Annotated in this window: 19 protein-coding genes; 2 read left to right on the forward strand and 17 right to left on the reverse strand. The window is 58.8% G+C overall.

The window, feature by feature from the left end:
* Positions 1-50: 50 nt before the first annotated feature.
* The 7 genes from fusA to selA form a co-directional block, all read right to left on the reverse strand.
* Positions 51-2,135 carry an elongation factor G gene (fusA, locus tag KGL31_10630; protein ID MDE2322349.1) on the reverse strand — a complete coding sequence of 695 codons (2,085 nt, stop codon included), beginning with the start codon at positions 2,133-2,135 and terminating at the stop codon, positions 51-53.
* A 238-nt stretch (positions 2,136-2,373) separates the two neighbouring features.
* Entirely contained in the window at positions 2,374-3,144 is a 771-nt protein-coding gene (locus tag KGL31_10635) for a TatD family hydrolase (GenBank protein MDE2322350.1), read from the reverse strand.
* Entirely contained in the window at positions 3,145-5,106 is a 1,962-nt protein-coding gene (metG, locus tag KGL31_10640) for a methionine--tRNA ligase (GenBank protein MDE2322351.1), read from the reverse strand.
* Positions 5,103-6,002 carry a stage 0 sporulation protein gene (locus KGL31_10645; GenBank protein MDE2322352.1) on the reverse strand — a complete coding sequence of 300 codons (900 nt, stop codon included), beginning with the start codon at positions 6,000-6,002 and terminating at the stop codon, positions 5,103-5,105. Before KGL31_10645 ends, metG begins: the two co-directional genes overlap by 4 nt.
* A complete protein-coding gene (gene holB / locus KGL31_10650) occupies positions 5,999-7,036 on the reverse strand; it encodes a DNA polymerase III subunit delta' (protein MDE2322353.1) in 1,038 nt (345 codons plus the stop codon). Before holB ends, KGL31_10645 begins: the two co-directional genes overlap by 4 nt.
* Complete coding sequence (locus KGL31_10655; GenBank protein ID MDE2322354.1) at positions 7,023-7,703, reverse strand: dTMP kinase; 681 nt, start codon at positions 7,701-7,703, stop codon at positions 7,023-7,025. The genes holB and KGL31_10655 overlap by 14 nt, the downstream gene beginning before the upstream one ends.
* 119 nt (positions 7,704-7,822) lie before the next feature.
* Complete coding sequence (gene selA, locus KGL31_10660; protein MDE2322355.1) at positions 7,823-9,244, reverse strand: L-seryl-tRNA(Sec) selenium transferase; 1,422 nt, start codon at positions 9,242-9,244, stop codon at positions 7,823-7,825.
* Between the two features lie 376 nt (positions 9,245-9,620).
* Between selA and KGL31_10665 the strand changes: the two genes are divergently transcribed.
* Both KGL31_10665 and KGL31_10670 read left to right on the forward strand, forming a co-directional pair.
* Positions 9,621-14,099, forward strand: a complete 4,479-nt coding sequence (locus tag KGL31_10665) for an Eco57I restriction-modification methylase domain-containing protein (GenBank protein MDE2322356.1) — start codon at positions 9,621-9,623, stop codon at positions 14,097-14,099.
* Positions 14,100-14,359: 260 nt separating this feature from the next.
* The gene (locus tag KGL31_10670; protein ID MDE2322357.1) at positions 14,360-14,872 is read left to right on the forward strand and encodes a DUF2127 domain-containing protein; all 513 of its coding nucleotides are present in this window, start codon (positions 14,360-14,362) and stop codon (positions 14,870-14,872) included.
* A gap of 265 nt (positions 14,873-15,137) precedes the next feature.
* On the opposite strand, the gene KGL31_10675 is transcribed toward KGL31_10670, so the two are convergent.
* The 10 genes from KGL31_10675 to KGL31_10720 all read right to left on the reverse strand — a co-directional run.
* On the reverse strand, positions 15,138-15,428 hold the full coding sequence (locus KGL31_10675; GenBank protein MDE2322358.1) for a zinc-ribbon domain containing protein: 291 nt from the start codon (positions 15,426-15,428) through the stop codon (positions 15,138-15,140).
* Positions 15,429-15,559: 131 nt separating this feature from the next.
* Entirely contained in the window at positions 15,560-16,720 is a 1,161-nt protein-coding gene (locus KGL31_10680) for an acetoin utilization protein AcuC (protein MDE2322359.1), read from the reverse strand.
* A 50-nt stretch (positions 16,721-16,770) separates the two neighbouring features.
* Positions 16,771-17,268: a cyclic pyranopterin monophosphate synthase MoaC gene (gene moaC / locus KGL31_10685; GenBank protein MDE2322360.1), complete on the reverse strand. Its 498-nt coding sequence runs from the start codon at positions 17,266-17,268 to the stop codon at positions 16,771-16,773.
* Complete coding sequence (locus KGL31_10690) at positions 17,265-17,513, reverse strand: DUF465 domain-containing protein (protein MDE2322361.1); 249 nt, start codon at positions 17,511-17,513, stop codon at positions 17,265-17,267. Before KGL31_10690 ends, moaC begins: the two co-directional genes overlap by 4 nt.
* 209 nt (positions 17,514-17,722) lie before the next feature.
* The gene (locus KGL31_10695) at positions 17,723-18,814 is read right to left on the reverse strand and encodes an ABC transporter ATP-binding protein (protein MDE2322362.1); all 1,092 of its coding nucleotides are present in this window, start codon (positions 18,812-18,814) and stop codon (positions 17,723-17,725) included.
* The gene (locus tag KGL31_10700; GenBank protein ID MDE2322363.1) at positions 18,811-19,509 is read right to left on the reverse strand and encodes an ABC transporter permease; all 699 of its coding nucleotides are present in this window, start codon (positions 19,507-19,509) and stop codon (positions 18,811-18,813) included. The genes KGL31_10695 and KGL31_10700 overlap by 4 nt, the downstream gene beginning before the upstream one ends.
* A gap of 31 nt (positions 19,510-19,540) precedes the next feature.
* Complete coding sequence (locus KGL31_10705; protein ID MDE2322364.1) at positions 19,541-20,635, reverse strand: ABC transporter ATP-binding protein; 1,095 nt, start codon at positions 20,633-20,635, stop codon at positions 19,541-19,543.
* A complete protein-coding gene (modB, locus tag KGL31_10710; GenBank protein ID MDE2322365.1) occupies positions 20,635-21,297 on the reverse strand; it encodes a molybdate ABC transporter permease subunit in 663 nt (220 codons plus the stop codon). The genes KGL31_10705 and modB overlap by 1 nt, the downstream gene beginning before the upstream one ends.
* Before the next feature lie 48 nt (positions 21,298-21,345).
* Entirely contained in the window at positions 21,346-22,128 is a 783-nt protein-coding gene (gene modA, locus KGL31_10715) for a molybdate ABC transporter substrate-binding protein (GenBank protein ID MDE2322366.1), read from the reverse strand.
* 188 nt (positions 22,129-22,316) lie between these two features.
* Positions 22,317-23,136: radical SAM protein (locus KGL31_10720; protein MDE2322367.1), on the reverse strand; the 820-nt coding region annotated here is incomplete at its 5' end.

Genomic DNA, 23,136 nt, shown 5'->3' on the forward strand with positions numbered 1-23,136 from the left:
TGTACAGGGGAAATCAAGGGAAAGATTGGGCGGAACGGATAGGGAGCGGCCTACGCTTCTTTCGCCTTTTTCAAATCGGCGATTACTCGCTCCCTCAGATGCGGAGGGACCTCGTCGTAGTGAGAGAACTCCACTGTGTAGTCACCGCGGTCGCCGGTGATGGCCTTAAGCTGCGTGGCATACTCCAACACTTCAGCCAGAGGGACCTGGGCCTTGATGGTCTGCGCTTTCCCTTTGGTCTCTACGCCCATCACGCGTCCCCGTTTGCTGTTCAGATCGCCGATCACATCTCCCATACACTCATCAGGAACCATCACCTCGATCGTCATGATCGGCTCCAGGAGCGTTGGGCTCGCCTGCAGGACGCCCTTCTTAAATGCCAACGAACCGGCAATCTTGAAGGCCATTTCCGAGGAGTCAACAGTGTGGTATGAGCCGTCGTAGAGGATAACCTTCACATCCACAACAGGATACCCGGCCAGACTCCCTTCTTCCATCGCCTCTATGATCCCTTTCTCCACCGCTGGGATATACTGCTTGGGGATCACGCCCCCCACAATTTGGTTCACGAATTCGTATCCCGCACCCCGAGGGAGCGGCTCAAGCCTGATCCAGCAATCGCCGTACTGTCCATGACCCCCGGTCTGTTTTTTGTGCTTCCCCTGAACCTCGGTCCGCCCGTGAATGGTCTCCTTGTACGGCACGCGTGGCGTCTTCATCTGGACCTCGAGTCCGAACTTCCGCTTGAGGCGGTCGACCGCGATCTCTAAGTGGCTCTTGCCCATCCCAGCCAAAATAATCTCCTTGGTCTGCGGATCGCGTCGAATCTGAAGGGATGGATCCTCTTCCTGAAGCCGGTGGAGCCCCGAGCTCATCTTCTCCTCATCCCCTCTTGTCTTGGGCATGATGGCATACTCGATGATCGGACTTGGGATCCCAACCGGTTTCAGGCGGATCGGGTTCCGTTCGTCGCAAAGGGTATCCCCTGTGGCGGTCTCCTTCAGCTTCACCACAGCCCCAAGATCTCCCGCCCCGATTGTGGGAACCGGAATCTGAGTCTTACCACGGAGCAACACCACTTGACCGATCCTTTCCTTACACCCTTTGGTACTGTTGTAGACACCGGAATCGGAAGAAAGCGCCCCGGAGTAGACGCGAAAAAGCGTAATCTTTCCGGCGTAGGGATCAACAAGTGTCTTACATACCAGCGCAGAGAATGGGGCATCCTCTCGGCTTTCTCGGGTCAGTCGCTCCCCGCTCCTCGGATCGACACCCGCGACGGCTTCACGATCCGCCGGAGATGGAAAGAGCTCCGTCAGAAGATCGAGTAAGGGGTGTACGCCAATATTCTTCAGGGCCGAACCGCAGAGGACCGGAACGAGCTTCCCCCTGATCACCGCCCGCTGTAGCCCGGCTTTCAACTCCTCGTACGAGAGTGCCCCGACTTCCAGATACCTCTCCAGCAGCTTATCGTCACTGTCCGCAACGGCCTCCACCAGCGTCGATCGAAGCTGTTCCGCTTTCGGTCTCAGGTCGGGCGAAATCTCGCCTTCGGAGAACTTCCCCGTCCGCTCGTCCTGGTAGATCAGGGCCTTCATCCGCAGCAAATCGATCACACCCATGAAGGACGCTTGCGCACCTATTGGGAGCTGGATGGGTGTCGCCACCGGGCAGAGGTTCTTACGAATATCTTCCAAGGCTCGCGAAAAGTCGGCCTGCTCCTTATCCATCTTATTGATATAGATCATTCTGGTAAGACCTTCTGCTTCAGCGCATGCCCACACCTTCTCTGTCTGTACCTTTACGCCGGAGATGCTACTTACCACCACAACCGCGCCGTCAACGACCCTGAGACAGTTTCTGGTATCCGTCAGGAAGATCGACGCGCCAGGGGTATCAATCAGGTTGAGCTTGTGCCCTTTCCACTCACAAAAGGCGAAGGCTGAGCTGACGCTCATCTTCCGTTTGATCTCGTCCTCGTCGAAGTCGGTGACGGTCGTTCCATCTTCGACCCTCCCGAGGCGGGAAGTAGCGCCGGCATCAAACAGCATCGCCTCAGTCAGCGTCGTCTTGCCTGCGCCTCCGTGGGCGACAATCGCTACGTTGCGAATCCTGGAAATCTCGACCCCACTCATCACCCTTACCCCATATATCGTGCGGGCCACTCAACCGTTCGAGGTCTTTTTCGTATCACAGCGGCGGTCCCGTTGTAAAGGGGAAAGCATCTTCTCGAATGGGAAATGGAGCAAACATGGTGCCACATCTTAATCGTAGCGCGACACTGGGAAGCGATGCGCTCAGGACCTCCCCGATGACAAGCGGCTCAGAAAATGTGTATCCAAATCTCCTGTGAGCCGAGTCAACAAGTGGCATTCATCCCAATGGCGGAAGTCGGAACAGGCGGCGGGCGTTGTCGGTGGTGAGACGACCGAGCTCGTCAAGACCCATTCCCAAAACGCGGGCGATCTCCTGGGCCGCGTAGAGGAGATAGGCGGGCTCGTTCCGCTGGCCTCGGAACGCTTGGGGCGGCAAGTAGGGGCAGTCCGTCTCTAAGACCAGGCGATCCGTCTTGACCTTTCGCACGATCTCGCGAAGCGTCTCATTCTTCGGGTAGGTCACCGGCCCGCCGATAGAGACATAGTAGCCTCTCTGCCAGGCCTCTTCCGCCATGGCGAGATCGCCGGAAAAACAGTGCAGAAGCACTTCCTGGGCCCCTTCTTCTTTGAGGAGCCGCATTGTCTCCTGATGGGCGTCACGGTCGTGGACGATGAGCGGCAGATCCAGCTCTCTGGCCAGACGAATCTGGCGGCGAAAGGCGTCGGCCTGGACTGCACGCGGGGCGCGGTCACGAAAGAAGTCGAGACCCGCTTCACCGATCGCCACAACCTTGGGCTGCTTGGCGAGGGCGCGAAGGGTCTCTTCGGCAGCATCATCGTAGGTCCCGGCGTCGTGGGGATGGATGCCGACGCCAGCGTACACCTGCGGGTAACACTGCGCGGCCTCCACCGCCTTCCGGCTGGCCGCCAGATGATAGCCCACAGAAACCATAAGCCCGATTCCGGCAGCCTTGGCCCGCGCGAGCGCTTCGGCTCGGTCGGGGTCGAACTCCCGCATCTGAATATGGCTGTGCGTATCGACAAACACTCAGCGGACCGTGGAGCCGGAATCGATGAGCGCCTCCGGCGTGAGCAGCACGATCCGGCCTGCGTCGTCCTCGGCGGCAAGCACCATCCCCTGAGACGTAATCCCCATCAGACTGGTTGGCTTCAGGTTGGCGACAAGGATGATCCGCTTCCCAGACCAGCTTTCCGGCGGATAATGCTGCTTCAAACCAGCGACGACAGTCCGCTCTTCGTCCTTGAGCCTGACTCGAAGCTTTACCAGCTTTTTGGAGCCTGGAATCGCCGCTGCCTCTACCACTTCCGCAACGCGCAGATCGACGCGCCGGAACTCCTCGATCGTGATCTGCTCGACTCCTCCACGTCTAGGAGAGGAGATTGTCTTGACGCCCATCGCCTCCTCTTGGGAGGAGAGGGTGGGGGTGAGGCGGGGCTCTCGTGGCAACGGTTTAGCGGTAGTCGCCTGGATGCGGGGAAAAAGCGACTGCACATCCTGGACTCGCCACTCCCGTGCCTCGATTTGTGTCGGTGACAGGCACGCTTCCTCGAGGCGAAGAGGAGTTCTCGGCTCAGTGACGCCCAGACCCCAGAGCATGCGTTCCGCTGTCTGGGGAAGAAACGGTAACAGGAGCGTAGCAATGATACGGAGGGTCTCGGCTGCAGTGGACAGGACCGCTTTCGTTCGAGGATCTCCCGGATCTCGCTTCCACGGTTCGTTAGTCACGAGGTATTTGTTTGTGGCTGAGACCAGGTTCCAGACAGTCGATAGTGCCTCGCTGAACGCAAAGCGCTCCATGGCGGCTGTCACGTCCGTGACGGCAGCGCGTGCGACATCAGCCAGGTCTCGATTATCAGACGATTGCGTAATTCTACCGTCGTAGTATCGCTGGATCAGCTTGAGCACGCGGCTGTAGAGATTCCCCAGATCATTGGCCAGATCTGCGTTCAACCGGGCCACCAGCGCGTCCTCGCTGAAACCGGCATCCAGGCCAAACGTCATCTCCCGTAGAACGAAGTAGCGAAAGGCATCCACGCCATACTTGTCGGCCAGATCAAGAGGTCGGACGACCGAGCCTCTGCTCTTGGACATCTTAGCCTCTTCAATCTTCCAGTAGCCGTGTACGTTCAGGTGTCGATATGGTGGAAGCCCGGCAGCCTTCAGCATGGTCGGCCAGTAGATGGCATGCGGTTTCAGGATATCTTTGGCGATCAGATGTTGGGTAGCGGGCCAGAAACGCCGGAATGCTTCGCCATCGGGCCAGCCCAGTGCCGAGATATAGTTGATGAGGGCATCGAACCAGACATAGGTGACATACCGATCATCAAAGGGGAGCGGGATCCCCCACGTGAGGCGCGCCGAAGGTCGAGAGATACAGAGGTCCTCCAGCGGCTCCTTAAGAAAGGACAGCACCTCGTTCCGAAAACGCTCCGGCCGAATGAAGTCGGGGTGGCGGTGGATATGGTCGATCAGCCAATCCTGATATTTCCCCATCCGAAAGAAGTAGTTCTGCTCCTTGATAAAGGCCGGGGCCGTTCGGTGATCTGGGCAATTACCGTCCTCCAGCTCTTTCTCAGTGTAGAACCGCTCGCAGCCGAAGCAGTAATGGCCGCCATACTCCCCGAAATAGATGTCCCCGGCATCGTATATCTGTTGCAGGAACTGCTGTACGGCACGCTTGTGAGGTTCGCTGGTCGTGCGAATAAACTGATTCGGCGCGAGTCCCAGCCGCTTCCACGTCTCCTGAAAGATACTGCTGATCCGGTCAGCATAGGCCTGCGGGCTCTCGCCGGCCTGCGCAGCCGCTTGGGCGATCTTGTCACCGTGCTCATCGGTACCGGTGAGGAAATAGACCTGCTCCGGTCCCAGCCGAAGCTTCTGGAAGCGGGCCATCGTGTCGGCCAGAATAGTGGTATAGGCGTGTCCCAGATGCGGGGTAGCGTTGACGTAATAGATCGGGGTAGTAAGGTAGAAGGTCTCGTCGCTCATGAGTTGGTGTGGTCCGGCGCAGAGCCACCCCCGCAGCCGCCACTGCTGCAGCCTCCGCCGCCGCAACTATTCCGGGGTGAGTTCTCGTCCAGGGGGGGGCCGATGTGAATCAGGTCGGCCGCCTTCACAGTGATCTGCACGCTGTCTTCCAGTTCGATCACCACCGATTCAGTCAGAATATTCCTCGCCTTGACAATCCCCACCCCCTCAGGCGCCTCGACCGGGGAACCAACCTTGGGTAGACGCCGCTTCAACTCCTCATACATTGAGTGCTCATAGCGGAGGCAGCACTTCAGCCGCCCGCACATCCCCGCCAGCTTACTCGGATTAAGAGGAAGGTTCTGGTCCTTGGCCATCCGGACCGAGATCGGTTCGTACTCCTTCAGAAAGGTCTTACAGCACAGCTCCCGGCCGCACGGACCAACGCAGCCCAACTTGCTGGCGACATCCCTGGCCCGAATCTGTCGCATCTCGATGCGGGTGTGAAGTTGCTGAGCCAGCCCCTTCACCAGATCGCGGAAATCGATCCGCTCGTCAGCGTAGAAATAGAAGGTGACCCGGCTCCGATCGAAGCTTGCCTTGACATCGACCAGCTTCATCGGCAACTCTAATTCTGTAATCCTCCGCGAGCAGACGGCTTTCCCGTCAAATTCCAGACGTCTGATCCGTTCCTCATTGGCGCGGTCGCGCGCGGTTGCCACACGGAGGACGGCGGGAAGCGGTTCCGTAGCCTTCTGGTCGGGAAAGAGTGGGAACGTGGCGAACACCCGGCCCAGCCCCTGTCCCCACTTGGTCTCGACCACCACATGGTCGCCCGGCTGCACCTTCACCCCTCGCGGATCGTAGTGTTGCTCCTGGTACTCGGTCTCTCCCAGGCTGATACGTACCGTTTTCATGCCGACACCGCCGAAAGACCGGACGGAAGTACCTCCCGCAGCCGGAGCAAAAGATCCTCCATCGACAGACGTGGATTCGCGTTGCGGGTGAGATTGTCCATCGCGGCGTGGACTGCACGAAGCCCATCCAGAATGGCGTCCATGGGCAAGTTCTCCGCCTGGCGGGCGACCGCTTCACCGCGATCGTCGTTTACAAGCCACTCCGTTCGTCCTGATGCCTTCTCGACCATAAGATCACGAAACCAGGCCGAAAGGATTTCCAACTGCTGCTGAAGCTTCTCCCGATCCTTCGCCAGCTTCTCGGCCAGTTCGACGAGGGCATTGGGTCCATCCTGAAGCCCTCGCCCAACGCCTTCGAGCAGCAGATCCCTCATCGCTGGCATGGACGCCACATCCGGACTGAAGGCGCGCTCGATGCTGCCCCGGCTCATGGAGGCGATCAATCTGGCTCGAGACGCTTCCATCCCCTTCTCTCTCAGGAGGGCTTCAATCTCTCCGTGTGGGAGCGGGGAGAAGGTGACACTTTGGCATCGAGAGACAATCGTGGGAAGCAGGGCCGATACTGTACTGGCCAGGAGGATGAATACTGTGTCCTTAACCGGTTCTTCCAGGGTCTTCAGGAGCGCATTAGCCGCCTGCTCCGTCATTCGCTCCGCGCCGTCGAGAATAAATACCTTCCACTGAGCCTCATAGGGCACCAGGGCAGCGTCGGCCTCAAGCGTCCGGATTTGTTCAATCTTTACGGTCGCGCCGTCCGGTTCGATAATCTGTACGTCCGGATGTAGTCCGTTGGCGATGTTGCGACACGCGCGGCAGTCCCCACACCCATCCTGCGTAGCCGTTAGCTGACGGTTGTCAGCTGATCGCTGATTCATATCGCAGTTGAGCGCCTGGGCAAAGGCGAGCGCGGCGGCTCGCTTGCCCACCCCGGCTGGCCCGCTGAAGAGATAGGCATGGGCGATCCGTCCGGTTATAAGCGCCCGGTGAAGGAACCGAATGGCTCGCGCCTGTCCTATAACGTCACGAAATGGCATAGCCGCTCCGCTCCTCAAGCCTGATAAACTCGGTCCACACGACCGCCTCGATCCCAGCAACACTTAGTGTAGCATCGATTACAGCAATCCGATCTGACTCTTCGCGCGCCAACGCAAGGTATCCTTCTCTGATCCGCTGATGAAAGTCAAGCGGCTCGGACTCGATCCTGTCCCAGCAAGACGACTCTGTATTGAGCCCCGCCGAAGTATCGGCGCCTACGCCTCGCCTGCACCGCATCAGTCCGATCCTCGGGTCGAGATCCAGCAGGATGGTGAGATCCGGAGCAAGATCGCCGGTAGCAAACCGGTTCAGCCGTTGTATCAGGTCGAGGTCAAGGCTCCTTCCATATCCTTGGTAGGCTACCGTAGAATCCGTAAAACGGTCACAAAGCACAATGGTTCCCCGTGCCATGGCCGGCGCCACCACCTCCCGGACAAGCTGCGCGCGGCTGGCCTCATACAGCAGTAGTTCCGTGGCAGCGGCTATGGGGGCCGATCCCGGATGGAGCAGGAGCGTCCGGATCTCCTTCCCGATGGCGGTCCCTCCGGGATCGTGGGCTTCGACGACCTCTTTGCCGGAAGCGCGAATTCGATTGGCCAACAGCTTGAGCTGGGTCGTCTTCCCGGATCCCTCGCCCCCTTCAAAGGTGATAAACAGACCGCTCATCCTTCGCATCATGCACTCCAAATCCCCCCGTGCCCCCCTTTGCTAAAAAGGGGGGGTGGAGGGGGATTTTACACCTCACATCGAGCATAGTAAGCCGCGTCCCTACGCACCTTAAACCTCTACGGCGCAGCAACCGAAACCACCAGATTGGCCAGCGTATCCAGATCATCTTCCGAGACCGTGCGAGGGTCCAAGACAATCCGGTCGTCTTTGATTCGAATCATCACCGGTGGGTCAGTCCGGCGCAGGCGTCCCTCCAAAACCGATGCGGTCAAGTGGACGCCCCGCACCGCCACTAGCCGCGTCGGGATTGCCTCGAGGGGCAGTGCGCCACCACCGACCTCTGAGGTTCCCTCGATGATCGAGACCTCAAGATGACCCGAGGTGAGCGCGGCAATCCGGTCGCGCAGATGCCTGGCCCGCCGATCAATCTCTTGAAGCGGCATCACGAGCGCTCGGAGCACCGGAACGTGGGCAAAGGCTCGCCCTTCATCGAGGTAGAGGCACAACGTCGCCTCCAGGGCGGCTAACGAGAGCTTGTCAATCCGCACAGCGCGCGCAAGTGGATTGCGGCGGAGCTTCTCGACCAGCAGTCGCTTCCCCACGATCAGGCCCGCTTGGGGTCCTCCAAGCAGCTTATCCCCGCTGAAGGTCACCAGGTCTGCTCCGGTGCGGATGCTCTCCGATGGCATCGGCTCTTTGGAAAGCCCGAACTGTGACAGATCGACGAGGGCACCGCTGCCCACGTCCTCCACCACCGGAAGATCGGTCTTCTCGCCCAAGCCGGCCAACTCGGCCACCGGCACCTGGTTGGCAAAGCCCTGGATTCGGAAGTTGCTGGTATGCACCTTCAGGATGATTGCGCTCGCCGCCCCGACAGCTTCCTCGTAATCCCTAAGGTAGGTCCGGTTGGTCGTCCCTACTTCCCGCAAGATCCCGCCCGCGCGACGCATGATATCGGGGATCCGAAACGAGTCGCCGATCTCCACCAACTCCCCGCGTGAGACGATGACTTCTTTCCCCTCGGCCAGTGTATTGATAGCCAGCAGCACAGCCGCCGCATTATTGTTTACGGCAAGCGCGGCCTCGGCCCCAGTAAGACGACGTAAAAGCCGCTCCACATGGTCCTGCCTGGACCCGCGGTCCCCTCGTTCAAGGTCGTACTCCAGATTCGAGTAGCCCCGCGCCACCTCGACCACGCGCTCGACTGCAACCTCTGCGAGCGGGGCGCGGCCGAGGTTTGTATGGATGACCACGCCTGTTGCGTTAATGAGACGCCGCAGGGCCGGTCGATTCAGCCGCAGAGCGATTCGCTGCGCCTCAGCAACCAGCATGGTCCTGGATGGCAGATCGGCCGTGATCGCTCCTGACTGCCCTGTGGCTATACTCCTCCGCCGACGCTCCAATACCTCTCGGATCGCCTCAACAACCGCCCAGCGCGGCAGTGTCTGGGCTGTCTCCCGGATCGACGGCTCCTGCAATAGCTCATCCACCGAGGGAAGCTGCCTGAGTTGGGCCCTGGTTTGACTATCTACTGACACTTTCTCTTCAGCCAATGCCTGACCGCTATACACTGTTAGCTGATAGCTACTTTACCGTCACGCTATCATACTTACCCGCCCGATTCAACCCCGCATTGCCGAAGCCCCGGACCTAAATGGTCCCCAACGGCACCAGACATCGGACGTCGCCCGTCGCTCAACCTGACCTCGGAGCCGCGGCCTCATCAACACCTTGACAACCTCGCCCGCCTCACAGTCAACGTCCCTGCCGAACCGCGACAACAGATCATATTCGCCACCACTTGTTGCTCATAACGTCAGAAGGTCCTATAATCCGCTTTAATATCATCACTTATGGACTTGGACGACCCGTTCCTGATCGGCTGCAACTGCACAAACACGGAGAGGGCAAGCGATGACGCGTAAGTCCAAGGACGCATCTTCCAAAAACAACCAGTTGGGTTTGGGGATTCAGTACGACGACCACACGTCGGCGTTCGCGTGTCGAGGCGTTTTCTCTCTCAATTACCTCAATCAGCATTTTGCCAAGTCAGAAAGTTTCCCGTCCCCCGACGAGGCACGGCCCATTTACGAAAAACTCAAGGCGCGTTGGTTTGAAGATTACGCTGGCCTTTGCAAACGAAACGAGGCTTACACGCGCACGCAATTCCTTAACCCGCTGTTGAACGAATTAGATTGGACGTTTATTCCTGAACAGGGCTTGCCGTCAAAGGGTGCGCCGCGCAAACAGCCTGACTACTGTCTGTTTCTCGACGACGAAACACGCCAGCGAGCCGCAAAAGAAACGGAGACTGCCGACGTTTTTCGCGAGGCCGTGACCGTTTTAGAAGCCAAGAAAGTCCAACACTCTCTCGATGAGATTTCCAACAGAGAGACGCCCGGCTGGTTTCCGAGCCAGCAAATTCAAGACTATCTCCGCAAAGCAAAGGACAAAACCGGCAATCGTTATTTCAACTGGGCGATTTTGACCAACGGCAACGAATGGCGTCTCTACTGTGAGCAAGCTCCCAATGACGCCTATTTCGCGTTCCACCTGGCCTACCGCGAAGAATTCTGTTCGTTGGAAGATTTCCGTTTGTTCCTGGCTCTCTTCCGGCCGCAGTCGTTTGAATTGAACGGCGAACGGCGTTGCCTGCTGGACACCCTTCGCGAGGAAGCTCTCACGCGCCAGGCCGAACTCGAAAGCAATTTGCGCAAGCGCATCTTCGACGTTCTCGAAGATTTGGCCAACGGCTTCCGCGATTATCCGGACAACAAGATCACCAAAGACAATTTTGCGGCGCTCTACGAGACGTTGCTGATTTTTCTCTATCGCTTGCTGTTTGTTCTCTATGCCGAAAGCCGCGGTCTGCTGCCTGTCAAACCAAGCGGCTACGGCTCAAGCAAACTGTACCGGGACAAATTTTCTCTCGCCCGTCTGGTCAACACACTTCGCGACAAAGCCAGTTATTCCAGCGAACACTTCACGGACCTTTACGAGGATCTGCTGAGACTGTTCGGGCTGATTAACGGCGACAAACCGAAGCAGAACGAGGAGTGCAAAGTTACCCGTTACAACGGCGGTTTATTCAATCCGCAACCGCATCGCAACATCGAAAAATGGCGCGTCAGCGACAAGCATCTCGCCAGCGTCCTGCGCCAACTGATTTTTTCGCAACCGCCCGCGCGAAGTTCCGCCCGGCAGCAACAGATCACCACCGACGAAACGATTGATTACGGCCTGCTGGAGGTCCGGCAGCTTGGCGACATTTACGAGGGCTTGCTCGGCGCAGTGCTGGAAGTCAACGACAAGGGACGGCTGGAATTACGAAGCGCCAACGGTGAGAACCATCGCCACGGCATTATTTACACGCCTGATTGGATTGTCTGTTATCTTCTGCGTGAATCCCTGCAACCGCTGATTAACGGAATCGAAGCCAGCCCGGAAGTGCGGGCCGCACTCAAGGCCAATTCCAACGAAAAGAAGCGCGACAATAGCTTCGCGCTCGCCGTATTGCGCCTGAATCTGCTTGATCCCACGATGGGCAGCGGCCATTTCCTCGTTCGCGCCACGGAATGGCTCGCGGAGCAGATCGTGTATCATCCCACGACGCAGACCATGACCGAAAAGGTCGTCGCTACCGGCGCAAGCCGCCGCTCGCGTGAAGACATTTTGAAGAGGGGCAAAATCCCCGTCGCGCCCGGCGCGTCGCAGGAGCAGGCGGAAATTGCCTACTGGCGTCGCCGCGTTGTTGAATCCTGCATTTACGGCGTGGACGTAAATCCCCTCGCGGTGGAACTGGCCAAACTTTCGCTCTGGCTCACCTGCATCGCCGCTGATGAGCCGCTGAATTTCCTCGATCACCATTTACGCACAGGTAATTCCCTGCTCTCGGTGAACCCTGGCGAGCTGCGGCATCTACCGGTCGCTACCAAAGCTGAAACAGCGCAACTGACTTTTAACATCGGAGGGCGCATGACCGAAGCGATCAAGGCGGTCATTGCCGAAAACGTCCACATCGAAGAAACGGCCAGTACCGAAATGGACTTGGTGAAGGGCAAGGAAACGCGCTGGAAAAACGTCCGCGAAAAACTCCGCCCATTCCTTTACCTTGCCGACGTGTGGCTCGCGGCGCTGGATGGCCTGCCGCTTAATGAACTGAATTACCAAATGCTCGCCCGCGCCGAACTTGCGCCGGGCGAACTGGACCACAAAGAGAAGGCCGACGCCAAAAAGCTCCGCGATTCGCTCGCCAAGGACCTTCATGCGAAGCACAAGGCGCTCACTCCGTTCCACTGGCGCCTGGAATTTCCCGACGTCTTTTTTGAAACCGACGGCCAGCCCCGCTCGGAAGCCGAGTGCGGCTTCGACTGTCTACTGGGCAACCCGCCGTACATTTCCACACACACCAGCAGCGCCGAAAGTTGGCGCGACGCCCTTCATAAACGCACCGGATACCTGGAAGACCTCTACGTCCATTTCACCGATTTGGGTTTTCAGATTCTTCGTCCCGGTGGACGATTCGGGTTCATCGTCTCTGACACGTTCTTCACGCTGGCGAGTAAGTTGCGAATGCGGAAAATACTCCAGACGCATGCCCTGACCCACCTCGGTCAGTGTGACCCATTTGACGCGACCGTGGACGCCGCTATTTTCGTCGCCACCAAAACCACGCCGACTTGTCCGGCCAAGTTTGATGACATGCTCTTTGTTCAGGCCCGCCCGCGCAAAGTCGCCAACGGCAAATCAACCAACCCGGAAAAGGATTTGCCGACACTGAAATCGGCTAACGAAATTGACTTTTCCGGTTCGACCGCGCTTGCCGCAATTGCTGGCGAAGTGAAACACGGCGAGCATGGCTGCCTGCGCTTTCATCGCGTGCCTGGCGCGCTTTACCGCGCCGCGCACAAGCAGGTTTTCTTTGAGCCGCGCCCCGGCACTCTCATGCTCTTTGAAAGGTTCAACGAGCCGGTGAAACAACTTGTCGCGGAATGGTGGGAGCGGATCGAGACTTCGCAGAAATTTTCCGACAACCACGCGAACATCCACGCTTATCACGCCTCACTAAGACCGGGCACCGTTACACTCGTTGGGCTGATTGCCGAAGGCGGCCAAGGAATGCGGACTGCGAACAACGCCCGTTTTCTCGGCTACCTGCACGGCACGCCCGCCGCCGATGATATTCTTGCCAAGCGCGAGGAATGGACAAAACGCTGGCTGGCTGACGCAGAAATCAAACCGGTATTTCTCAGATTGCTTGCGAAGAACGGTGGCGATGCCAATAAGCCGACACGAAACAGTGCCGCCTGGGAAGCCTGCGTTGAACCGTTGAAAGCACAATTCACACAGGCAAAACTCGGCTTCACTAAAACTGATCTTTACCGCATTGTGTTGCCTGATTTGATAGCCAAGCCGGCAGATTTTGAATTTGCCTTTTCCGAACGCAAAAAGGAGTTGCTCACGCTGTGGCGTACGGCAAGGGACTTGAAAGATTTTTGGGAGGCTGACCTGGAACTCGGTTTCAGCAAGGGCACACGGAAAAAACTCCAGACACAAGCTGACGTTTCCGACAAGGATTTTTGGGAGCTGTGCCAGGAATTGCAGTCATGGGTGAAATCACGGCGTAAGGCGGGAAAGGCTCTTGGCTTGCGCTCGGCTGAAAATTACACCGACCCCGTCGACGCGCCGCGCATTGCCGCGATTTACAACGGCCTGAGCGGACATGGCCAGTTTGTTCCATTCCGCAAAGGCGACCCCGAAGGTAATCGCTGGGTGGATAACGAGCCGCTCTTCATTGATTGGTCGAAGGCATCAGTGGATTGGCTTTCAGGAGCGCCCGAAGCTCGTTGGCAAGGTCACAAATATTTCTTCACAAGCGGGATAACTTGGACAGCCGTTGCCAATCACGTCGCCATGAAAGCCCGCTACCAGGAACCATGCGTTTTCGACGCCGACAGTATGCGGCTGACGCCGCAACCAAGCGTGATTGAACCGTTGGCCTTTCTCGCGTTGCTCAATTCAGATGTGATGAGTTTCATCAAAATGAAGTTCATCAAGCACACGCAGAAATGGGAGATCGGCGACTTGCGCCAGTTGCCGCTGGTGATGCCGACGAAAGCGCAAGAAAAGCGGCTGAAAGAATTGGCCGAGCAAGCCATGGAAGCCAAGCGGCTCACCTTCACCGGCGCTACGCCGTCGAACGAATTGGTGGCGTCTATCCGCAACCTCTCGGAAAAACTCGTCGCCACCGCCCCGACGTATCTGCGCCCGACGGCGCAATTTAAACTTCTGCACACCGCGGCCGATTGTCTGGCTGTAATTGAACTGACCGTGAATTGGGAAGCCGAAAAGCTTTACGGCGTGGAAGGCTTGGGCCCATTTAATGAATTCTAGTCACGCGCGTTGGTGATGGATTGAGAGACTCCAGCGAACAATGATATTACGCCTAGCGCGCCATTTCGGAACCGATGCCCAATCCTGGCTGAACTTGCAAACTGTCTATAAACTGCCTGTTGCGGAGCTGGCATTCGGCCATGCCATCGATCGCCAAGTACAGCCCCCCGCGAAGCGGCGCGATTAAGGTACCGCACAGACTTGACAACTTCCTGGCAAGACAGCAGAATCGCTGTAGTCGCCAAATGTGTCGGGTAGCGATGCATCGGTCAATACACTCAACGGTCGGCCAGCACTGCAACGAGGCGTTATTGAGTACCCGGTCGTCTGGCGCCATCCGCACGGTCGCGCTACTTGAAGCCATGAAAGGCTCACTCGTCCTCCTGGCCGGAATTGGCGCATTGTCTCTCATTCATCATGATGCCCAACGGTTCGCCGAACGGTTGGTGGGTCACTTACACCTCAATCCGGCCAGCAGTTACCCGCGCATTTTCCTTGACTTCGCCGCGAAGGCCACGGATTCGCGATTAAGAACACTGGCAGCATTCGCTGCAGGGTATGCGTTGGTACGCTTAATAGAGGCTTATGGCCTATGGCGAGAAAGACATTGGGCGGAGTGGTTCGCAGCAGTAAGCGGGGGCATCTATATCCCTTTTGAGATATACAAATTGTTTCGCGGCGATGCGTGGCTTTCCCTTGGAGCGCTTTCAGCCAACATCGTCGTCGTAGGGTTGATGATCAAAGCGTTGCTTCGCGGACACCCTGTGGAATAGAAAAGCGACGATGCATTTTGTCAAAGTAGCTTCTGTGGACGTGCCCATGAATCCGTCTTCTGGATTTTGGAACCTGCCCCGAACCCGATCCGCGGTCAAGCCCGGAATGACAATCCATGACTATGGAGCACGTGAGGAAAGAACGGTTGGATCGCTTCCCTACGCTCGCAATGACGGATCCCGGAAAGCAAAGGGCCGGACGACCATAGACTCGCCCGGCCCTTCACGCACGCTTATAATGACGCGCTATTCAGATTTGTACATCTTACGTCATCGCCGATCGCTTGGCCACGAAGCAGGGCTTGCAGAAGACCGGTTTGTCGAGGATCGGCTTGAAGGGAACGGAAGTCTGCTGGCCACAGGCCGAGCAGACGACCTCGTACTCCTGGCGGGGGCCTCCATGGCCGCCTACCCCTTTGCGTACCGACTTGCAGCCCTTGCACCGTTTCGGCTCATTCATGAATCCTTTCTGTGCATAAAACTCCTGCTCGCCCGCGGTGAAGGTAAACTGCTGTCCACAATCAACACACGTCAGTGACTTATCCTGGAATGCCATTGGCTGCCTCCTGCCAAACCGAAACCCATTGTTGCCCCGTTCCTATACCTCAACGCTCCCTGAGTACACCGTTCCCGCCTAGCCTCGATCTTTAGCTCGTCATAGGCCCTCCCCTCGTGTAAGATCCAACGTCAGATGCCGTGCCGTGGAAACACTACCCGTCTGAGAAATCCCACTGTCTCCCTGACCTCCTTCCAGGCGCACGCCTTGGCTGTCCCCTCAATGATTGCAGGGGCATCTATGAATGCCGTACCGTTCCACTCGATCCCCTTGTGTCGGGCCAGGAAGAATTCTGGAAGCAAAGCCGGCGGCTCACAATCGTTCATGATAGCCCAGGCGGCCGTCCAGGCGCGAGCGACGTTTCTGAGGTCATATCCACCTCCGCCGAGCGCCACCCATCGGTCGCAGAGATCTTTCAGACGCCGGACTGCCTTGACGAATGCCCCAAGGCTGATTCCAATGTGGGAGAGGGGATCGGTCCGGTGTGCATCGATGCCAAGCTGAGTAATCAAGATATCGGGTTGAAAGGCCTCCACAAGAGGCGGGATCACTTCATTGAAACACCAGAGGAAGATCTCGTCATCCGTAGAGGGCGGGAGAGGGACATTGACTGAGTACCCCTTCCCCTTCCCCTCACCGACTTCGTTCACGAACCCGGTGCCAGGAAACAGGGTGCTGCCGCTCTCGTGGATTGACAGCGTCAAGACTTGATCCGTATCGTAAAATGCCCACTGAACGCCATCGCCGTGGTGCGCGTCGATGTCCACGTAGGCCACTCGATGCCCGCGCCGACAGAGGTCAGCGATGATCAGCGCAGCATCATTGATGTAACAGAATCCGGATGCCCTTCCAGGTCCGGCATGGTGGAGACCTCCGGACATATTAAACGCCGTCCACACCTCGCCCGATTCCACCAGGCGCATGGCACGCAGCGAGGCGCCGGCCACCAGCGCAGACCATCGGTAGATTCCTGGAAGGATCGGGTTATCGGGAGTGCCGAGGCCATACCGGGCCGCTTCCAGGGGAGAGTGACCGGCACCTGTCTGCCCGCCAGGCAGGTCGGCCGCCTTGAGAACCTTCAGGTAGTCAGGCTTCAGAAAGACCAGGAGTTCATCGTCAGTGGCAGGTTCAGGTTCGACAGAACGGGTTGAAGGAAAGGATAGTAACTCGCACGCATTAATCAGATCGTAGGTGAGCCCAAGCCGCTCATTGCGAAGCGGATGCCCCGGTCCATAGTCGAACTCCAGGAACCGCGGGGTATAAATAAACGCTGCCCTGAATTCAGAAGACATCCTGAGCGCCTAGCTGCGTACCGGAGGTCTTAATCCTTGTCGGGAGGCTATCAGACGCCGGCTCCGTTCTCGCCAGGCCGACAATACACCCCGCTCTTCCCCCCTGTCTTCCCGATCAGACGGATTGCGCCGATCACCATCTCCCTGTCTACCGCCTTGCACATATCGTAGACGGTCAGGGCTGCCATCGCTACGGCCGTAAGGGCTTCCATTTCTGCCCCGGTTCGTCCCGTGACCTTGATCCGTGATTCGATGTCCAGACGCCCTGCTTTCTCGACCGGCGTGAATTCGACTTCGGCACTGGAGAGGAGGAGGGGATGACAGAGTGGAATAAGGTCAGACACCCTTTTTGCCGCCATGAGCCCGGCGAGCCTGGCAGCCGCCAGGACATCGCCCTTCGGGACCCTTCCCTTCTCGATCATGCGAAGGGTCTCGGGCTGCATGGTGATTGTACCTCTGGCTACGGCCTCCCGCCTGGTCTCGTCTTTCTCACTGATATCGACCATGCGGGCGTGGCCATGCCGGTCGACGTGAGTCAGCCGCTTCATTTTTGGGACGTGGCCGGCATGTGATTGCGCCGGTGCTGACGCATAATCACGTGCATCTGATCTTTGATTGTCAGTTTGAGCTTTTGTAGCTCCTTCCGTTTTCGCTCCTGCTCGCTCGTCAGGTAATAGATCCGGTCCAACTCGTTGATCTTCACATCGAATTCTCTGTGCTTCTCGGCCAGTCGCTGAAACTCCGGATTCTCCTCCCTGAGACGAGCAAAGAGTTGTGCTTCCGTCTCCTCCATCTTTTACCTCCTCTCGGGTGGATTGTGACCGCGATGGCGACACCTCGTCGCTGAATGGCACTCAACGCCCAAGGGCTCGCGCTGACGAGCGCCTCTCAGCGTTGACAGGCTGGACTGCTCGTACGTAAAGGCAGGCATATGTCGTGAGGGAAATTCCATTTTGACCTTAACTTACCCAACCGTCGAACGAAAGTCAAGGACAAAAACCATCAGGCACAGTGGATGACATGGGGAGCGGTGGCTTTGAATGTGGCCACCACGTCAGCTCCGTCCTGCAGGCCGAGTTGCTCCCACGACTGCCGGGTGACTGTCGCCACGATCAGGACGCCGCAGTCAATTGTCACCCGATAGGTGGAGCCGGCCGGCAGATGGCGGACCACCCGACCGTAGAGCCGATTTCGCGCGCTGGAGGTGGTCAGGGTTGCTCGGGAAGGGAAGAGCGTGATTTCCTCCGGCCTGAGGCAGACCAGCACGCGCTCCCCCGGTGTCAATGGCGCGGCCACTTCCAGGGCCCACCCCTGGACCTCAACGGTGGTAAGCCCGTGGCTCACGGACTGCACATGGCCCCTCAGAATCGTTTCAATGCCGACGAAACGGGCTACCTCCTCGTTGATCGGCTCGGCAAAGACCCGCTCCGGCGTGTCCACCTGCAGCACCCGACCACCTATCATGACGGCGACCTGAGTGCTCAGTGCCAACGCCTCATTCCGATCGTGCGTCACGAAGATCGTGGTGATCCGTCGCTTGTCGAGAATCGCCTTAAGGTCAACCAGCAGCCCCTCGCGGGCCGGAGGGTCCAGGGCCGCGAACGGCTCATCCAGCAGGAAGACCTCCGGGTCGAGGACCAGGGCCCGCGCCAGACTTACCCTTTGCGCCTCTCCACCTGAAAGGGTCCGGGTGCGCCGTGTGGCCAGATGTCCGATGCCAAGGGTGGCCATGCTCTCCTGCACGCGCCTGCTCACCTCGATCGAATCGACACGCCGGAGTCTGAGTCCGAGCGCTACGTTTGCCTCCACAGTTCCATCAGTCAGCAATGACTCCTGAAAGACGCTGGCCATACGGCGGCGGACCACCAGCAGATTGCCGTACGACTGGACCGGCTGACCCCTGAAGAGGACGCGCCCTTCAGTGGGGTGCTCCAAAAATCCGAGGAGTCGAAGCAGTGTTGATTTGCCGGCCCCGTTTGGACCGATGACGGCCAGAGTCTGTCCCTCCTGGACCTCAAATGCCGGCGCGTCAAGGACCAGCATGCCGTCGTAGGTCACTGTGACCCGCTCGAGGCGGAGTATCGGCCCGCTCACGGTGTCCGCCCTCGTTGCTGGATCCAGGTGAGGGTCACATTCACGCCAAAGGTCAGGAGCATCAGCAGAAGCGACAGTGCGATCGCCATATCGAAATTCCCCCGGCTGGTTTCCAGGACCGTAGCGGTGGTGAGCACCCGCGTCTGCCGGTAGATATTGCCGCCCACCATCATAGAAGCGCCGATTTCGGAGATGACCGCACCGAAGCCGGCCATCAGCGCCGCCAAGAGCGGCAGGCGCGCCTCTTTGAGGAGGAGATACACGACCTGAAGCCTCGAGGCGCCCAGCCCCATAAGCTGCAGGCGCAGGCGCGGGTTCAACTGCTGCACGGCGGCGACGGTGAGGCCGGTGACGACCGGGCCGGCGATCACGAGTTGGGCGAGAATAATGGCAATTGGCGTATAGAGTAACTCCAAAAAGCCCAGTGGGCCACTCCGCCAGAGGAAGATACTCACGAATAAGCCCACGACGACCGGCGGCACGCCCATTCCGGTGTTGACCAGACTGATGGCGAGGCCTCGCCCGGGAAAGCGGCTCAAGGCCAAGATGGTGCCCAGCGGAATGCCGATCAGCAGGCTGAGCAGGGTCGCGGTTCCCGAGACCTGCAGCGACAGCAGCATAATCCGCCGCACCTCCGGGTCGCCGTAAATGAGGAGCAGGACAGCCTGCTTGGTGCCTTGCCAGATCAGCTCCATGTTCGCTCCTCCACGCAGCTACTGTCGATCATCACTCGTCAGGCGCCAACAGGTGGAGACGATCCGGGGGCAACGACAGCCAGACTTCTTTTCCCGCATGCAGCCCCATCAAGTGGTGCAGGCGGCTTCGGACCTGGACTTCCAGGTCATACTTCCCGCGATCGCTCCCATCGACGAGACTGACAAAAAGCAGGTAGTCAAGCCCACGCCCTAGCTCGTGAACGATCCGGCCGCGCAGGAGGTTGACCCGCTGCTCCGCCCTGTCCGGCCACACCAGCCTGACATCCTCCGGTCGGATACAGAATTCGACCTCCCCCGGCATCGTCGGCCCAGAGCCATCCACTTGGAGATGGTGCCCCCGCCAGATGATGTCCCATCTGTCGCCCTGGCCGCGACAGGCAACGCCCCGCAAGATGTTCTTCGCGCCGGTATGTTCGGCCACGCGCCGGGTCCGCGGTTGATGGAGAACCTTTTCTCGACTTCCCATCTGGAGTACCTTGCCGCCGTCGATAATGGCGATAGTGGAAGCCATCAGGTACGCCTCCTGCAGATCGTGAGTCACTAGCAAAATCGTACCCTTGAAGTCAGCCAGCATCTGAAGCAACTCCTGCCGAAGCATCTCCCGGACAGCCGGATCAAGGGCGGAGAACGGCTCATCCAACAGCAGGATCTCAGGATGACCAATCAAGGCGCGTCCCAAAGCCACGCGCTGCCGCTGTCCGCCTGAGAGCTGATACGGATAATGCTGCGCGAATGACTCCAACCGCAGGAGGTGGAGTATCTCGCTTACCCGGTCGGTCGCCTGATCTTTAGGGGTCCCTCGGGGCAGCCCAAAGGAGAGATTCCCTGACACGGTCTTGTGCGGGAAGAGGGCATACTCCTGGAAGACGAGACCCACGTGTCGCAGGTGCGGCGCCAGATCGATGCCGGCGTTGGCGTCAAAGACGGTCCGACCGTTGATGCAAATCGTCCCGGCAGTCGGTCTGATCAGGCCGGCGATCGCCAGAAGCGTCAGACTCTTGCCTGAGCCGGACGGGCCATATAAGGCGGCGATCTCATCGCCGATCTGCAGATGCGTCTGCAGGTGAAATCCCTTAAATCGTCTGTCAAGCGCGAGCTCAAGCATCAGTATTTGAGCGTCGTCACTCGCCCGACCAGTACGAGGATCAGCAACACGGCAGCCGTCGCCAGAATTGACATGGCATTCGCCTCCTGTGACTGATTGGCCTGGACCGCGTCGTAAATCGCGAGGGCGAGCGTCTGGGTCCGCCCCGGGATGCTTCCGGCGATCATCAGCGTCATCCCGAACTCTCCCATGGCCCTGGCAAAGGCCAGAATCGATCCGGCCAGGATGCCCCGCCACGCCAGCGGCAGGGTGATCGTACACAATACAATCAGGACGGGTTTAAACGTCCGGCCCGCATCTTCGATCCGACGGTCGATCCCTTCGAACGCCCCCTGGGTCGCCTTAATGAACAGCGGTAGCGCCGCGATGGTCGAGGCGAGGACGGCCGCCTTCCACGTAAAAATGAGGCCGATGTTCAGGCCCTCCTCCAGCACACGTCCCAGGGGCCCGCGTCGACCGATCAGCAGCAGCAGATAGTAGCCGGTCACGGTAGGCGGTAGAATCAGCGGGACCACCACAATCGATTCCAGCACTGCCTTACCTGGAAATCGGCCTCGCGCCAGCAGCCAGGCGATCGGGGTGCCCAGGAGCAGTGTGGCCATCGTCGCCAAGCTGGCGATCTTCAACGACAGCAGCAGGGGGGCCAGTGGGATGTGCGTCATGGCTGTCCTCGTATGATGAGATCCGGTCTCGCGTCTTGACTGTCCGCTTCAGCGGGCCAAGGTCTTTGGCGGCGGTAGGAACCCATGGGCCCTCAGAATCCGCTGTCCCGCCTCGCTCAACGTCAGATCAACAAAAGCCCTGGCCTCTTGGCTTTGCTTCGAGATCTTGATCACAGCGATCGGATACAGGACTGACGGATAACTCTCTTTGGGTGCCGCGGCAACCACCTGGACCGCCTCACCGGCGCTCTGCGCGTCGGTGGCATAGACCAAGGCGGCCTCGACCTCGCCTCGCACAACGTAGGCCAGGACCTGACGGACATTCCCGGTGAAAATCAGCTTCCGCTGCAGCGAATCCCACAGCCCAAGACTCATCAGAACCCTCTGCGCGTACTCGCCAGCGGGAACGGTCCCTGGATTGCCGATGGCGATCAGTTTGACCTCTGGTTTAGTCAAATCCTTGAAGGAGGTGAGGCCGGACCGAAGAGCAGAAGATCTGATCAGGACTACCAGGTTGGCAGTAAGCGTACGCCGGGTTTCACTGAGGAGAAGGCCCTTGGCCTCGAGTTCGTCCATCTGCTTCGACGCGGCGGAGACATAGACATCGACTGGCGCACCACGCTCGATCTGCTGCTGCAACGCACCGGACGCGCCCCAATTGAAGACGACCTTCACGTCTGGATGACGTTGTTCAAACAGGGCGCCAATTTCTTGCAGCGGCTCCTTCAGGCTGATCGCGGCTGAAACCAACAACTCTCGCTTCGGCGCCGCAGATGCGATGGTAACCCACGCGACAATCGCCAGGAGACCTAGCAGCCAGCCCTTCGTCATATAATCAAGTAAGTGCCACCCCCGTCGGCCTGTCTCTCGATCGCCCCACAGCATTCTGGTTCAGTATATGCCGATTGCGCCTCAAACGCAATGCGCGCTAGAGCGGTTGAGGTAGCGGAAGGACGTCTACGTGCTGGGCTTGTTTTGCGTAGGATTGCCGTGACAGGACGGCAGGTCTCTGTGCCCCGTTACCCGCCCCTGGTATGCATTTCAAGGCGAGGGTCTGCTCTGAGGCCCTCGACCAAGACCAACACGTCTCTCGCCCGAAGTTCTTTCCGCTCTTCGGCGCCGCGATCGCGTCGCCCGGTCCATCCGGAGACGATCATGGACATCAACTCTGCTTTTGAGGCCCCGGCCCGTAGCGGTGTCCGCAAGTCGATCCCGCGATGGGCGTACAGGCACAAGTACCATATCCCATCGGCAGTGAGCCGGCTCCTGTCGCAGGTACGGCAGAACGGCGTGGTTGTGGACGCAACGATGCCGAAGACTGTGCCATCCGGCAGGACAAATCGATCGGCAGGCGCCCAGCCCGTCTCAACGACCGGCTCAATACGGCCGTACTGTCGCGTGAGCGCCTCGAGGATGTCCGCCCTGGAAAAGACCTTATCCATCGACCACAGGGTCGCGCCGCCTACGTCCATGTACTCGATGAAGCGGACCTCGGCGTCGATCTGCTTGCCGAACTCCAGCAGATCAACGAGTTCGTCCTCGTTGAATCCCCGCATGACCACGCTATCAATCTTCAATCCCTTGAAGCCGACCTGTTGAGCCGTCTTGATCCCATTCAGCACCTTGTCGTGGGAGTCTCTTCGTGTCAGGACTCTGAAACGATGAGGGCGCAGGGTATCCAGACTAACCGTCACGCGATGCAGGCCGGCGTCATACAGCGCCTGCGCGGCCTCCGCCAAAAGAACTCCGTTTGTGGTGATGGCAAGATCCTCGATCCGCGGGTTGCGCGCCATCATCTCCACCAGAGCCGCAAGGTCTCTGCGGACGAGCGGCTCGCCC

Source organism: Candidatus Methylomirabilota bacterium (assembly GCA_028870115.1).
Lineage (GTDB): Bacteria > Methylomirabilota > Methylomirabilia > Methylomirabilales > Methylomirabilaceae > Methylomirabilis.